The 13185-nt window shown below is 60.8% G+C and carries 14 protein-coding genes; 6 read left to right on the top strand and 8 right to left on the bottom strand.

The annotated features are described in order from the left end of the window. Positions 1–117: 117 nt before the first annotated feature. A complete protein-coding gene (locus BLU63_RS18150) occupies positions 118–1740 on the bottom strand; it encodes a methyl-accepting chemotaxis protein (RefSeq protein WP_010457295.1) in 1623 nt (540 codons plus the stop codon). Between the two features lie 276 nt (positions 1741–2016). Here BLU63_RS18150 and BLU63_RS18145 point away from each other — a divergent pair, with 276 nt between their 5' ends. Beyond that, entirely contained in the window at positions 2017–3039 is a 1023-nt protein-coding gene (locus BLU63_RS18145; RefSeq protein WP_010457297.1) for a transporter, read from the top strand. A 212-nt stretch (positions 3040–3251) separates the two neighbouring features. Next, complete coding sequence (locus BLU63_RS18140) at positions 3252–4868, top strand: inorganic phosphate transporter (protein WP_077748672.1); 1617 nt, start codon at positions 3252–3254, stop codon at positions 4866–4868. 130 nt (positions 4869–4998) lie between these two features. On the opposite strand, the gene BLU63_RS18135 is transcribed toward BLU63_RS18140, so the two are convergent. Then, positions 4999–5895, bottom strand: a complete 897-nt coding sequence (locus BLU63_RS18135; protein WP_083375910.1) for a LysR family transcriptional regulator — start codon at positions 5893–5895, stop codon at positions 4999–5001. A 121-nt stretch (positions 5896–6016) separates the two neighbouring features. Between BLU63_RS18135 and BLU63_RS18130 the strand changes: the two genes are divergently transcribed. After that, positions 6017–6775: an SDR family NAD(P)-dependent oxidoreductase gene (locus tag BLU63_RS18130; protein WP_010457302.1), complete on the top strand. Its 759-nt coding sequence runs from the start codon at positions 6017–6019 to the stop codon at positions 6773–6775. A gap of 154 nt (positions 6776–6929) precedes the next feature. Here the strand turns inward: BLU63_RS18130 and BLU63_RS18125 are convergent, their stop codons facing one another. Beyond that, on the bottom strand, positions 6930–7364 hold the full coding sequence (locus BLU63_RS18125; protein ID WP_042933029.1) for a multidrug/biocide efflux PACE transporter: 435 nt from the start codon (positions 7362–7364) through the stop codon (positions 6930–6932). A 90-nt stretch (positions 7365–7454) separates the two neighbouring features. Between BLU63_RS18125 and BLU63_RS18120 the strand changes: the two genes are divergently transcribed. Continuing rightward, on the top strand, positions 7455–8309 hold the full coding sequence (locus BLU63_RS18120; RefSeq protein WP_077748674.1) for a LysR family transcriptional regulator: 855 nt from the start codon (positions 7455–7457) through the stop codon (positions 8307–8309). A gap of 118 nt (positions 8310–8427) precedes the next feature. Here the strand turns inward: BLU63_RS18120 and BLU63_RS18115 are convergent, their stop codons facing one another. From BLU63_RS18115 to BLU63_RS18100, 4 genes are all read right to left on the bottom strand, one after another. Then, the gene (locus tag BLU63_RS18115) at positions 8428–9663 is read right to left on the bottom strand and encodes an RNA polymerase sigma factor (RefSeq protein WP_083375909.1); all 1236 of its coding nucleotides are present in this window, start codon (positions 9661–9663) and stop codon (positions 8428–8430) included. After that, the gene (locus BLU63_RS18110; protein ID WP_010457306.1) at positions 9663–10154 is read right to left on the bottom strand and encodes an SRPBCC family protein; all 492 of its coding nucleotides are present in this window, start codon (positions 10152–10154) and stop codon (positions 9663–9665) included. The genes BLU63_RS18115 and BLU63_RS18110 overlap by 1 nt, the downstream gene beginning before the upstream one ends. 27 nt (positions 10155–10181) lie before the next feature. Beyond that, positions 10182–10526, bottom strand: a complete 345-nt coding sequence (locus BLU63_RS18105; RefSeq protein ID WP_083375908.1) for a YciI family protein — start codon at positions 10524–10526, stop codon at positions 10182–10184. Between the two features lie 81 nt (positions 10527–10607). Then, positions 10608–11033 (bottom strand): YybH family protein, encoded by a 426-nt coding sequence (locus BLU63_RS18100; protein ID WP_083375907.1) that lies wholly within the window; start codon positions 11031–11033, stop codon positions 10608–10610. Positions 11034–11173: 140 nt separating this feature from the next. Between BLU63_RS18100 and BLU63_RS18095 the strand changes: the two genes are divergently transcribed. Together BLU63_RS18095 and BLU63_RS18090 are read left to right on the top strand one after the other, a co-directional pair. Further along, complete coding sequence (locus tag BLU63_RS18095; RefSeq protein WP_083375906.1) at positions 11174–11659, top strand: GNAT family N-acetyltransferase; 486 nt, start codon at positions 11174–11176, stop codon at positions 11657–11659. A 7-nt stretch (positions 11660–11666) separates the two neighbouring features. Further along, entirely contained in the window at positions 11667–12272 is a 606-nt protein-coding gene (locus BLU63_RS18090) for a pyridoxamine 5'-phosphate oxidase family protein (RefSeq protein ID WP_010457318.1), read from the top strand. A gap of 135 nt (positions 12273–12407) precedes the next feature. Here the strand turns inward: BLU63_RS18090 and BLU63_RS18085 are convergent, their stop codons facing one another. Continuing rightward, positions 12408–12896 carry a GNAT family N-acetyltransferase gene (locus BLU63_RS18085; RefSeq protein WP_083375905.1) on the bottom strand — a complete coding sequence of 163 codons (489 nt, stop codon included), beginning with the start codon at positions 12894–12896 and terminating at the stop codon, positions 12408–12410. Positions 12897–13185 lie beyond the last annotated feature (289 nt).

Genomic DNA, 13185 nt, shown 5'->3' with positions numbered 1-13185 from the left:
GGTGCACCGTAAAACCGAACCAAAATGCCAGGCGCCCGACCAGCGGCGTAACCCTTATGGATCCGAGAGCGACGGGCGTACCGACTCGGTAACCGACCTGATACGCCGCCGTTTCCGTTACGCGCTCAGACGCGCCGTCACTTCATTCAACTGCCCCGACAACCCATGCAAATGACGGCCAGCCGCTTCGGTGCGCTGCACGTTGTCCAGGTTGGTGCTGGCGATGCTGGTGATTTCAGTGAGGTTGCGTGAAATGTCCTCGGCCACCGAGGTCTGTTCTTCGGCGGCGGTGGCGATCTGGCGGTTCATGTCGCGGATGGCTTCCACGGCATGGGTGATCCGCTCCAGCATGGCGCCGGCCTGGGTCACTTGCTCGACGCTTTCCTCACTGCGCGACTGGCCGCTTTCAATCGCCTGAGCCGCGTCCACCGCACCGGTTTGCACGGTCTGGATGATCTGGTTGATCTCGATGATCGATGCCGCCGTGCGCTGGGCCAGGCTGCGCACTTCATCGGCCACCACCGCAAAACCGCGTCCGGCTTCACCGGCACGGGCCGCTTCGATGGCCGCGTTGAGCGCCAGCAGGTTGGTTTGTTCGGCGATTCCGCGAATCACTTCGAGCACCTTGCCGATGCGTCCGCTGTCCGTTTCCAGTTGGCGGATGACCGTGGCGGTGTTGGCGATTTCGCCGCGCATCCGGGTGATGGTGTGAATGGTGCCCTGCATGACTTTTTCGCCGTGTTGGGCGGACTGGTCGGCATCGTCGGCGGCGCGTGCGGCATCGGCGGCGTGACGGGCGACTTCCTGTGCGGTGGCCGACATTTCGTTCATCGCCGTGGCCACCTGATCGGTGCGGTTGAACTGCTCATTGGTGCCGCTGGTCATGAGGCTGGCGATCGAGTTCAGCTCACTGCTGGCGCTGTCCAGGTCCTTGGCGCTGCGCTGCAAACGACTGAACGTTTCGGCGAGGAAATCACGCAAAGTGTTGGCCGCAACCGCCAATTTACCCAGCTCATCCTGACGGGTGCTGGCCACGCGGTCGGCAAACTTGCCCTGGCTGAGTTGCGCGACGTACTCGATCAGTTTGCGAATCGGTTCAATCAGGTTGCGGTTGACCAGCCACAGGCTCAAGAGCCCGATCAACAGCCCCGAGACGAGCATCACAATGAGCCCCAGCAACACGGTGCGATCGGCTTCGGCGCTGATTTGCTTCGACTGCTCGACACCCTGCTTGCGCAATTCGCTGACCAACTCGGTCATCTGTTCGCTGGTCGCACGGTCGACACCTTTGACCGCCGCGTCGCCTGCCGTCGGGTCGGCGCCCGCCGCCACGTAGGCGTCACGGCCCTTCTGATAGGCAGCGCCCAGCAAACGGTGTTCGTCACGCAGGCGTTCGATGCGGGTTTTCAGTTGCGGATCGATACCTTTTTGCACAGCCAGCTCACCGAGAATGCTCTGCACATCGCGCTGACGGTCTTCGAACTGTTTCCAATACTTGTCCAGGTCGGCCGGTTGCTTGCCACGCAGCAGGACGTTTTTCCATTCCTGAACCTGCACCTTGAATTGCAGGTTGGCTTCATCGATCAACTGCGAGGTGTGCAGCGGGCCTTCGATCAGGTTGGCGTAGCTCTGAACGCCGCCGGACAGAAAGTGAAAGCAAGCCAGGGCGATCAACAGTACCGCCAACAGGCTGCCGCTCAACAGGGCGAGAATTTGTGCTCTCAGGGATTTTTGCAGCATCGAGTGATACTCATGACAGGGGGGTGAGACACGCGGCAAACACAGCGTGAAAGGTGTCCGGACATCCCTGTCTGAAACTTGGCTCATGGCCGAAGCCGCGCAAGGTAACTTAAGCAAGATCGGCGGGCCAGAGCGGTTCTTGAATCTATTCCGACCACCGGCAATGCAATCGTTTGCGGTTATTTTTTCGTCACAAAAACGTCATCCACAGTTGCGATGATGCGGCTCAAGTGAACCTGTAAAACCTGCGACAGGCGCCTCCCCTTGCGAGCCCCAATGAACCACAGCATCGACCAAAGCCATCGCGACCCGGACCTGTTCGGTCTGCTCTACGGTTTCAGTTTTCGCCCCGGTGAGCGGGGTCGGGAGATTGATTCGGCGAAAGCGCTGCAATACCTGCAACAGCCGGACGAGAGCGATGAATTCCTGTGGCTGCACCTGAACCTGGCGCATGCCGCGTGCGAGCGCTGGATGAAAAGCCATCTGGCATTGCCGGACGAGTTTTTCGAAGCCTTGCACGAAGGGTCTCGATCCACGCGCATCGAGCATGTGGATTCGGCGTTGCTGGCGGTGGTCAACGATGTGGTGTTCAACCTCAGCAGCATGGTGTCGTCGGATGTGTCGACGCTGTGGGTGTGCGCCCGCAGCCGGCTGATCATCAGCGCCCGCCTGCAACCGCTGCACTCGGTGGACAAGCTGCGCTCGTCGGTGAAGGCCGGCGAGTGCTTTCGTTCACCGCTGGAATTGCTGGTGCATTTGCTCCGCGATCAGGGCGAGGTACTGACCCAGATCGTGCGCAAGACCAGCCTCAGTGTCGATCAGATCGAAGATGAATTGCTGTCCTCGCGGCTGTCGACCAACCGTGCGGAACTGGGTGCCAATCGCCGGGTGCTGGTGCGCCTGCAACGGCTGCTGGCGCTGGAGCCCGGTTCGTTGTTGCGGTTGCTCAACCGGCCGCCGCACTGGTTGCAGAAGGAAGACGTGAAGGAGTTGCGCAAGTCCACCGAGGAGTTTGCGCTGATCATCAACGACCTCACGGCGCTGGGTGAGCGGATCAAGCTGTTGCAGGAAGAGATCGCGGCCAACCTGAACGAGCAGAGCAACCGCACGCTGTTCACCCTGACCGTGGTGACGGTGCTGGCGCTGCCGATCAACATCATTGCCGGTTTTTTTGGCATGAATGTGGGTGGGGTGCCGTTGTCGGGGGATCCGGAGGGGTTCTGGATTCTGGTGGCACTGGTGGCGACGTTTACCGTGATTGCGGGGCGTTGGGCGTTTCGCAAGCGCCAGGATTATTGAGCCTTCACCCCATCCCTGTAGGAGCGAGGCTTGCCCGCGAAGGCGTTTTACCTGATACATAGCTTTCGCGAGCAAGCCTCGCGCCTACAGGGACCGGGTGAATTCTGATTAACGGATCAGCAAAAAAACCAAACCCTGATCTAGGGCAGTTTCTCTGTAACATTTGGCAACGATCATGACAGACACTCCTTCCTTCCTCAGGATTGTCTGTCATGGCTACGCCCTCCTACACCGCCCAAACCCAGGCTCCCGCCCGCAGTGCCAGGCCTCAACTCGATAAAAAACCCAGCCTGCTCACCCTCGTGGTGTTTTTCGGAGTGCTGGCCAGCGGGTTGTTGTTCACCGCCTACAGCCTGATGCACGACATGAGCGAACTCGGCACGGAGGTCACCACCTGGACGCCGTTTCTGCTGTTGGGCGTAGCGCTGCTGATCGCCCTGGGCTTTGAGTTCGTCAACGGTTTCCACGACACCGCCAATGCCGTGGCCACGGTGATTTACACCAACTCGATGCCGCCGAATTTCGCGGTGGCCTGGTCCGGGTTCTTCAACTTCCTCGGGGTGCTGCTGTCGAGTGGCGCGGTGGCGTTCGGCATCATCGCCCTGCTGCCCGTGGAGCTGATTCTGCAAGTCGGGTCCTCCGCCGGTTTCGCGATGATCTTCGCCCTGTTGATCGCGGCGATCCTGTGGAACCTCGGCACATGGTGGCTGGGCTTGCCGGCCTCGTCGTCGCACACCTTGATCGGTTCGATCATCGGCGTCGGTGTGGCCAACGCCCTGATGCACGGCCACGACGGCACCAGCGGCGTGGACTGGGCTCAAGCGACCAAGATCGGCTATGCGTTACTGTTGTCGCCGCTGGTCGGCTTCGGTTTTGCCGCGCTGTTGCTGCTGGCCTTGCGTGCGTTCGTCAAGAACCGCGCGCTGTACAAGGCGCCCGTCGGCAACACGCCACCGCCGTGGTGGATTCGCGGCATGTTGATTGTGACCTGCACCGGGGTCTCGTTCGCCCACGGTTCCAACGACGGCCAAAAAGGCATGGGCCTGATCATGCTGATTCTGGTCGGCACGCTGCCGATGGCCTATGCGCTGAACCGCACCATGCCGGCCGATCAGGCGCTGCAGTTCGCCGCCGTCGCCGAAGTCACCCAGCAAGCGCTGGTCAAAAGCGTGCCGATGCCGGCCCCCGCCGATCCGCGCCCGATCCTCTCTGAATACGTGCGCAGCAAGGAAGCCACACCGCAACTGATCCCGGCCCTCGCCGCCCTTACGGGCAGTATCGGCGCAGAGGTCAAGGGTTATGGCTCGCTGTCCAAAGTACCGGCCGAAGCCGTGGGCAACGTGCGTAACGACATGTACCTGACCAGCGAAACCATTCGCCTGATGGACAAGAACAAAGTCGGCCACTTCGACGCCGACACCACCGGCAAGCTGCAACTGTTCAAGCAACAGATCGACAACTCGACGCGCTTTATTCCGCTGTGGGTGAAGATCGCGGTGGCGATTGCGCTCGGGCTGGGCACCATGGTCGGCTGGAAGCGCATCGTGGTGACGGTCGGCGAAAAGATCGGCAAGACCCACCTGACCTACGCGCAAGGCGCCTCGGCGGAAACCGTGGCCATGCTGACCATCGGCGCAGCGGACATGTTCGGCTTGCCGGTGTCGACCACTCACGTGTTGTCCTCGGGCGTGGCCGGGAGCATGGTCGCCAACGGCGGTGGCTTGCAGATGAAGACCATCCGCAACCTGCTGATGGCGTGGGTGCTGACCTTGCCGGCGGCGATTGTGCTGTCAGGCAGCCTGTATTGGTTGTTCACCCAATTCTTCTAGCCCCAACACATAACCCTGTAGGCGCGAGTGGTGCGAAAATCCGACTTGCCCGCGAAGACCGATAACCCGGTCATTCGGTCAGACCGCGTTATCGTTCTTCGCGGGCAAGCCTCGCTCCTACAGGGGGCGGTTAGGTTGTGGACTGGATGACATTGGCCACCCAGTCCATGAACGCCCTCACCCGCAGCGGCAAATGCCGTTGCCGGGCGTAGAGCAGCGAGACCTCCATCGAGGGTGCGCTGAACTGCGGCAGCACCGCCACCAGATCACCACTGCTCAAGTGCGATTGCATGCCCTTGACCGGCGCCTGAATCAATCCGAATCCCCCCACGCACGCCAGCTCATAAGCATCGGTGCTGTTGACCGTCACGCTGCCCGCCATCGGCAGTTGCCGGGGCTTGCCTTCCACCTCGTACAGAAAGCCGTCCGACCGCGAACCCAATACGCCGACGTAATGCACCATCCGGTGCTGCGCCAGGTCTTCGAGTGTTTCGGGAATCCCGTAGCGCGCCAAGTACGCCGGGCTCGCGCAGTTGACCATGGCGAAATCACACACGCGACGAGCGACCACCGACTGGTCCGGCTGCGACCCCACGCGCAACACGCAATCAAAACCCTCCCGAAGCAGATCGACTCGCCGGTCAGTGGTGCTGATTTCCAGTTCCAGGTGGGGGTGGCGCGCCATGAATTCCGGCAGTTGCGGCATCACCACCTGGCGGGCCAGAAAGTTCGGCATGTCGATGCGAATCCGTCCGACCAACGAGGCCGGGTCTTGGCGAAACAGGCCCTCGATGTCGTCCATGTGCGACAACAAATCCTTGCTGCGTTCGTACAGCACCAGCCCGTCCTGAGTCGCCTGGACCCGGCGCGTAGTGCGTTGAAGCAAGCGTGTCCCCAGCAGCGTTTCCAGCGCTTGAACGTGATCGGACACCGTGGACCGGGGCAGGCCCAGGCTCTCCCCCGCCAGAGTAAAACTCGACATTTCGCTGACGCGAACGAAGGTGCGCAGCAGTTCCAGCTTGTTCATGAGCCGCCCCTGTATTGTTCGGACTAACCGACCAGTGATTCCGATTTCATCCTGTTTATCACTTCAGGGCGGATAAATAAACTTCCTCCACACCGTCACTCACCACCTTTGAGGAAGTCCCATGAACCGTAAAATCGCACTGATCACTGGCGCCAGCCGCGGCCTCGGCAAAAACGCAGCCCTGCATCTGGCCGCCCAAGGCGTCGACATTATCGGCACCTACAACAGCAAGGCCGATGAGGCGCAAGAACTGGTCGCCGACATCGAACGCCTCGGCGCTCGGGCGGTGATGCTGCAACTCGATGTGAGCCAAAGCGAACGCTTCGAAGCCTTCGCCACCCAGGTCGCCGATGTGTTGCACAGCCGTTTTGATCGCCAGCACTTCGACTTCTTGCTCAACAACGCCGGCATTGGCCTGACCGCGAACTTCGTCGACACCACCGTCGCCCAGTTCGATCTGCTGATGAACATCCACCTGAAAGGGCCGTTCTTCCTCACCCAGAACCTGCTGCCGCTGATGGCGGACGGTGGGCGCATCCTCAACGTATCCAGCGGTCTGACCCGTTTCAGTTTGCCGGGTTACGGTGCTTACGCCGCGATGAAAGGCGCGATGGAAGTGCTGACCCGCTATCAGGCCAAGGAACTCGGTGCCCGCGGCATTTCCGTGAACACCCTGGCACCGGGCGCCATCGAAACCGATTTCGGCGGTGGCACCGTGCGCGATAACAGCGACGTGAACAGCTACATTGCCGGCAATACCGCGTTGGGTCGGGTGGGTCAGCCGGATGACATCGGCGCTGCGATTGCTTTACTGCTGGCGCCGGGTAGCCAGTGGATCAACGGCCAGCGCGTTGAAGCATCCGGCGGGATGTTTTTGTAACTGAAACCTGTGGCGAGGGAGCTCGCTCCCGCTGGGTTGCGAAGCAGCCCCAAAATCTCGGTAACTGTCGAAGATTTTGCGAGCGCTTCGCACTCAAGCGGGACGGTGCGGCGATCCGACAAGCTCCCTCGCCACAAAAGCGGTTCACTCTGGATTAGCGAGCAGTAGACACCATCAACATGCGCTCACGCACCACGTCATACGCCCAGTGATACACGTAGGTGTATGGCAGGAAAAACAGCAACACGCCGATATCCAGCAGGAACGCCTGCCACAGGCTGACGTTCAGCCACCACGCAATCAGCGGCACCCCCATCGCCACCAGCCCGCCTTCGAACAACAGCGCATGGACAACCCTTACCCAGGCGTTGTGCACGATGCCATAGCGTTTGAGCAAACGGTCGAACAGCCCGTTGAAGACCACGTTCCAGGCCAGCGCCAGGGCGGCGATGACCAACGTGACGATGCCCATCTCGAGCATCGGTTTGTCCATGATCCACGCCAGGAGCGGCGTACAGATCAGGATGGCCAACACTTCGAAAGCGATGGCCTGGAAAATACGTTCAGTGATGGATTTGTTGACGCTCATGATCAGGAATCTCTGAGTGACTGTGGTTGCCATCATCCAGCCCTACGTCGATACTTCCTAACCAATAACCATCGACAAAGGCGATAGTTCATGGCTTCTCAGGAAGTGTTGCAAGCGTTTGTCCAGGCGGCGACGCAAGGTTCGTTTTCTGCGGCAGCGCGCAAACTCGGCCGCAGCCAGTCGACCATCAGTGCAGCGGTTGCCAGCCTTGAAATCGATCTGAACCTGGTCCTGTTCGACCGCAGCAGCCGCAAGCCGAGCCTGACCCCGGCCGGGCACGTGATGCTGCAGCGGGCCGAGGAGATCCTGGCCGCCACCAGCCGCCTGGCAATGACCGCCAGTCTGCTGTCCCAAGGGGTTGAGCCGAAGTTGACGGTGGCGATTTCCGACACTTATCAGTCCGACCGTTTCGAAGCGGCGTTGAGCGCGTTCGATCAGCGTTATCCGGACCTTGAACTCGAATGCCTGATCGCTGAATGCGATGACCTGGTGGCCTTGGTGCAAAGCGGCCGGGCGCATGTGGCCTTTGCCGAAAAGCAGGACAGTTACCCGCCGGACCTGGTCAGCTCGACCGTGGATGAACGCACGGAGATTGCCCTGTTCGTGTCCCGCGAGCATCCATTGGCAGCGCTGGGCCTCGTCGATCAAGACGTGTTGCAAAAGCATCGGGAGTTGCGTCTGGCGACGATCGTCAATCCGTATGAAAGCCGTGCGAAGGGACGCGTCTGGTCGGCGCCGAGTTACCTGATGCTGCTGGAAATGGCCCAGGGCGGGTTTGGCTGGGCACCGTTGCCGCGATGGCTGGTGGAGCGGTTTGGCCCGGGGACATTGCAGGAGCTGGACGTGCGGGGCTGGCCGAAACCGGTGTTTGTCGATGCCTTGTGGTCGCGGCTGCATCCGCCGGGGCCGGCAGGGAGCTGGTTGCTCGGCAAGCTGCTGGAATGAAAGTCCTGCGGACCTTATCGCGAGCAGGCTCGCTCCCACAGTGGATCGCGGTGATCACAAAATTTGTGTACGCCCCCGTAGGAGCGAGCCTGCTCGCGATGGGGCCCGTCAGTTCACATCACCTCAGCGCCTTGATCCGCGCCTCGATAAACCGCCGCTCCGGCACCTGCTGCGTCAATTCCAGCGCCCGTTCATACGCCGCCCGCGCCTCTTCACGCCTCCCCAACTGCCGACAAAACTCCGCCCGCGCCGAATGTGCCAAGTGGTAATCCAGCAGATCACCCCGACCCAGAATCCCGTCCACCAACACCAGCCCCGCCAACGGTCCGTCTCGCCTGGAGATCGCCGCTGCACGGTTCAACTCAATCACCGGTGAAGGCACCGCCGCCAGCAGCACGTCATACAAACCCACAATCTGCTGCCAGTCGGTCTCCCCCGCCGTGGGCGCTTCGGCGTGCACCGCCGCAATCGCCGCTTGCAGGCAATAAGGCCCGAACCGTCCGGTGGTCAGCGCCGCCTCCACCAGCGCGCAACCTTCGGCAATCATCCCGGCATCCCACAACGAGCGGTCCTGTTCATCCAGCACAATCAGTTCACCGCTCGCCGACGTGCGGGCCGGGCGTCGTGATTCATGCAACAGCATCAACGCCAGCAGCCCTATCACTTCCGATTCCGGCAGCAACTCCATCAACAGCCGCCCGAGCCGGATCGCTTCGCGGGTCAGGTCCTCGCGGGTCAGTTCGGCGCCGACCGACGCCGAGTAACCTTCGTTGAACACCAGGTAAATCACCCTCAGCACGCTGTCGAGACGCTCGGGCAGTTCCGCCAGTGTCGGCACTTGATAAGGGATTTTCGCGTCACGGATTTTCGCTTTGGCGCGCACGATGCGCTGGGCGATGGTCGCCGGTGCCGAGAGAAAGGCGCGGGCAATTTCCTCCGTGGTCAGGTCGCACACTTCGCGCAGGGTCAACGGCACCTGGGCATCCGACGCGAGGGCCGGGTGACAACAGGTGAAGATCAACCGCAAACGATCGTCTTCCACGTCCTCATCACTCCAGTCGGCCTGTTCCAGCTCCTCCAGTTGAGCAATCAACATCGGCCGGGACGCGGCAAAACGCGCGCGCCGACGCAACACATCAATGGCCTTGAAGCGCCCGGTGGACACCAGCCACGTGCGCGGGTTATCCGGCACGCCGTCACGCTGCCAACGCTCGACCGCGACGAAAAATGCCTCGTGCAGGGCCTCTTCGGCGAGGTCGAAATCGCCAAGCAGACGGATCAGCGTCGCCAGAATCCGCCGCGACTCTTCGCGGTAGACCTGCTCGACCCGAGCCGTGACCGAAGCGTCAGTCATCAGTCCGGCATGCCTTCAGTCACCAGCATCACCAAGCGATCGAGGCTTTGTCCCCAGCCATCGTAAAACCCCATGGCCTCGTGGGCCTGACGATCTTCTTCGGACCAGTGCATGGCCCGGGCGGTGTAGAGGGTTTTGCCGTCCTTGTCTTCGAGGGTCACTTCGGCCGACATGAAGGGTTTGCCCGAAGGAATCCACCCGGGAGTGAACGCGTCGGTGAACACCAGGCGTTCAGGCGCGACGATTTCCAGGAAGACTCCCATGGTCGGATACTCAGTCCCGTCCGGTGCGCGCATCAGGGTGCGAAACTGGCCGCCGACCCACAGATCCATTTCGCACTCCGGCGTGGTCATGCCATGCGGCCCCCACCATTGAGTGAGCAAGGCCGGCTCGGTCCAGGCGCGGAAGAGCTTGCGACGCGGCGCGTCGATCAGACGACTGATGGACAGCTCGAATTCGGCAGGCTGATGCTTATAGGGTTGCGGACTCATGGGGATCTCCTGTCTTGTGCTTGTTATTCAGGGATTCAACTGGCGAACGGGCCGCACCTCGACGCTGCCGATCCGGGCCGCCGGGATGTTGCCGGCGACCTGGATCGCTTCATTGAGGTCTTTGGCATCGATCAGGTAGAAGCCGGCCAACTGCTCCTTGGTTTCGGCGAACGGGCCATCGGTGATCGACATCTTGCCGTTGCGCATGCGCACGGTGGTCGCGGTCTGCACCGATTCCAGCGCCTCGGCCGCGATCATCCGGCCGCTGCCCTGAATCGCCTCGGCGTAGGCCATGCACTCGGCGTCATGGGGACTGTCGGGCAGCGAGTGCAACTCCTGTTCGTTGCTGTAGACCAGGCATAGGTACTTCATGTGGGCTCTCCCGGATCGAACTGATCAACTATGGCTGCTGATTGGCGTTTTGGCGCTGCTTCCCGATAAACAGCCCGGTGATCAGGGTTCAAGGTTGAACAGCGCCGTGCCGCTGGTCATGTCGAACGGGGCCGACCAGTGTTCATGGACGATGCGCCATTGCCCGGCATCGCGCCGATAGCAGGCGGTCACACGCATCCAGCAGGCCTGGGTTTCACCTTGTTCGTTGGTGCCGCCGCAATGGGCCAGCCAGTGAGCGAAGGCGATGTGCTCATCCGCGACGATGTTCAAGTGGGCGAAGTCGAACGTGTGCGCGCCCTGGCACATTTCCATGCACTCCTCCCAATGCGCGCGGTAAGCCGCCTTGCCGCGAAACTGCAAGGCCTTGACCGCGTCGTAGGAGACGATGTCGTCGGCATACAGCGTCATGAGTTTTTTGACGTCCTTGGCGATGACCGCCTCACGATAGGTGTCGATCAGGGCCTGGATTTCTTGGGTTGCGTTCATGGTGGTTCTCCGTGGTTTTTGTTGTGAAGACACCCTTAGTCGTCTGGCGCACCGCCAAATCGACAGTCGAAATAAAAATAATCCATGAATGCAAACTCGTTAGAATCCAACGCCTATTTTGTTGGAAAAAGGACACTCCAGTGACAATCCGACTCGTGCCTTACGAAAGCCTGAACGCGCGCCAGCGCCAGCAGATCGAGGCCATCGAAGTGCATAAAGAGCAGATTAAATTCTCCGGCGACATCCACGGTGCATTGCACACCTTGCTGTCCAAACCCGGCCCCGGCGTCAAGGGATTTGCGCTACTGGCCGAGGAGGTTCCCGTGGCCTTCCTGCTGCTCAAACGCCCGCCCGTGTTGCCGGCCTGGGCCGATGAACACAGTGCGACCTTGCATGCGTTGCAAGTCGATCACCGCGCTCAAGGCAAAGGTTATGGGAAGGCTTGCCTGCAAGCTTTGCCCGACGTGGCCCGGCTGGCGTTTCCGGAAATCAAAGCGCTGGAACTCTCGGTGGATGCGGACAATGAGGCCGCCATTGCGCTCTATGCAAAATTTGGCTGGGTCGACAGTGGCGAGGCGTACAAGGGCCGGATCGGTTATGAACGGCGCATGAGTCTGGTTTTCTGAGGTGGTTATGCTCAACAGCATCGAAGCACTGGAAGCAATCTACGGCCAACCCCACGACCGCGCCGTGCGCAAACAGATTGCCTTTCTGAACGAGGACTATCAGGCCATGGTCCGCGCCTCGCCGCTGGTCATCATCAGCTCGGCCGGGCCTGATGGCCTGGACGGTTCGCCTCGTGGCGACACGCCGGGATTCGTGCGGATCATCGACCCGAAGACCCTGGCGATCCCGGACCGTCCGGGCAACAACCGCATCGACACGCTGCGCAATGTGGTGCTCGATTCGCGGGTGTCGCTGCTGTTCATCATCCCCGGCATCGGCGAGACGTTACGGGTCAACGGCACGGCGCAGATCAGCGCGGAACCGACGTTGCTGGAGAGCTTTGCGGTGAACGGCAAACCGGCGCGCACAGTGATGCTGGTGACCGTGGACGCGGCATACTTCCATTGCTCGAAAGCGATTGTGCGTTCGGATTTGTGGAACCCCGAGAAGCATCTGGAGCGCTCGGCATTGCCAACGGCGGGGGCTTTTCACAAGCGATTGAATGACGGGCAGTTCGATGCCGAAACGTATGACCGGGAAGCGCCGGCGCGGGTGCGGGACAGTCTTTACTGACACGCCCCCTAACCAATGTGGGAGCGAGCCTGCTCGCGATGACGGCATAACATTCAACAGAAGTGTCGACTGTCAGACCGCCATCGCGAGCAGGCTCACTCCCACAGGGGATCTTCGGTGCTTGATATACGTTGGTTACAGCGCCAGAACCATCTCATGCCACGCCATTCCGCCGTGGTCGGAGGCCGACGGCTTGATGTAGGCAAAGCCGAATCCGGCGTACAGCGGAATATGCCGTTCCTTGCACATCAGATGGATGTGGGTCTTGCCCATCGCCCGCATGCCCTCGATGAATTCGCCCATCAAACGCTTCGCCAGCCCCTGCCCCTGAAAATCCGGGTGCACCACCACCGACATGATCACGACGTGCGGCCCGGCCGGGTCGTGGCCAATCAGCTCCTTGAACGCTTCGTCTGACATTTCAACCTGAAACGCTGCACCGGAATTGATGAAACCGGCTACAACGCCGTCTACTTCGGCGACGATGAAACCGTCGGGCCAGGTGGCGATGCGCGTGGCGATTTTTTCCCGTGTGGCGGCTTCGTCGCCTTCGTAGGCAACGGTTTCGATGGCGAAGCAGCGGTCCAGGTCGGCGGGAGTGACGTGGCGGATGACGGTGTTCATGGCAGCTCGGATTCAGCGTGGGAAAGGCTGGGGATCATAAATTAATAAGGTGTTCATATCGATCACTGCTGATGTCGTAAAGCCTTCGTATAGGCGCTTTCATTGCCGATCGGATCGGATTATTGGTGTTGCCTGTCTCTGATCATCGATAGGGGGAACACACCATGAGCAGCGTTCAGATCGGACTTCTCTTGCTGTTGGGCATCAGCACGTTTGGCTTTGTGACGTTGTCGATTGACGTGATGCGGTCGCGACGGATGAAGCGGAGCAAGTAACGATCAAGAGGCGG

This window comes from Pseudomonas mandelii (assembly GCF_900106065.1).
Lineage (GTDB): Bacteria > Pseudomonadota > Gammaproteobacteria > Pseudomonadales > Pseudomonadaceae > Aquipseudomonas > Aquipseudomonas mandelii.
This window is presented reverse-complemented; position numbering and strand designations above follow the sequence as displayed.

What these genes read in the sequence shown, in the direction of transcription:
- BLU63_RS18150 (WP_010457295.1), bottom strand. Translation starts at nt 1,740, where the DNA reads ATGCTGCAAAAATCCCTGAGAGCACAAATTCTCGCCCTGTTGAGCGGC.
- BLU63_RS18145 (WP_010457297.1), top strand. Translation starts at nt 2,017, where the DNA reads ATGAACCACAGCATCGACCAAAGCCATCGCGACCCGGACCTGTTCGGT.
- BLU63_RS18140 (WP_077748672.1), top strand. Translation starts at nt 3,252, where the DNA reads ATGGCTACGCCCTCCTACACCGCCCAAACCCAGGCTCCCGCCCGCAGT.
- BLU63_RS18135 (WP_083375910.1), bottom strand. Translation starts at nt 5,895, where the DNA reads ATGAACAAGCTGGAACTGCTGCGCACCTTCGTTCGCGTCAGCGAAATG.
- BLU63_RS18130 (WP_010457302.1), top strand. Translation starts at nt 6,017, where the DNA reads ATGAACCGTAAAATCGCACTGATCACTGGCGCCAGCCGCGGCCTCGGC.
- BLU63_RS18125 (WP_042933029.1), bottom strand. Translation starts at nt 7,364, where the DNA reads ATGAGCGTCAACAAATCCATCACTGAACGTATTTTCCAGGCCATCGCT.
- BLU63_RS18120 (WP_077748674.1), top strand. Translation starts at nt 7,455, where the DNA reads ATGGCTTCTCAGGAAGTGTTGCAAGCGTTTGTCCAGGCGGCGACGCAA.
- BLU63_RS18115 (WP_083375909.1), bottom strand. Translation starts at nt 9,663, where the DNA reads ATGACTGACGCTTCGGTCACGGCTCGGGTCGAGCAGGTCTACCGCGAA.
- BLU63_RS18110 (WP_010457306.1), bottom strand. Translation starts at nt 10,154, where the DNA reads ATGAGTCCGCAACCCTATAAGCATCAGCCTGCCGAATTCGAGCTGTCC.
- BLU63_RS18105 (WP_083375908.1), bottom strand. Translation starts at nt 10,526, where the DNA reads ATGAAGTACCTATGCCTGGTCTACAGCAACGAACAGGAGTTGCACTCG.
- BLU63_RS18100 (WP_083375907.1), bottom strand. Translation starts at nt 11,033, where the DNA reads ATGAACGCAACCCAAGAAATCCAGGCCCTGATCGACACCTATCGTGAG.
- BLU63_RS18090 (WP_010457318.1), top strand. Translation starts at nt 11,667, where the DNA reads ATGCTCAACAGCATCGAAGCACTGGAAGCAATCTACGGCCAACCCCAC.
- BLU63_RS18085 (WP_083375905.1), bottom strand. Translation starts at nt 12,896, where the DNA reads ATGAACACCGTCATCCGCCACGTCACTCCCGCCGACCTGGACCGCTGC.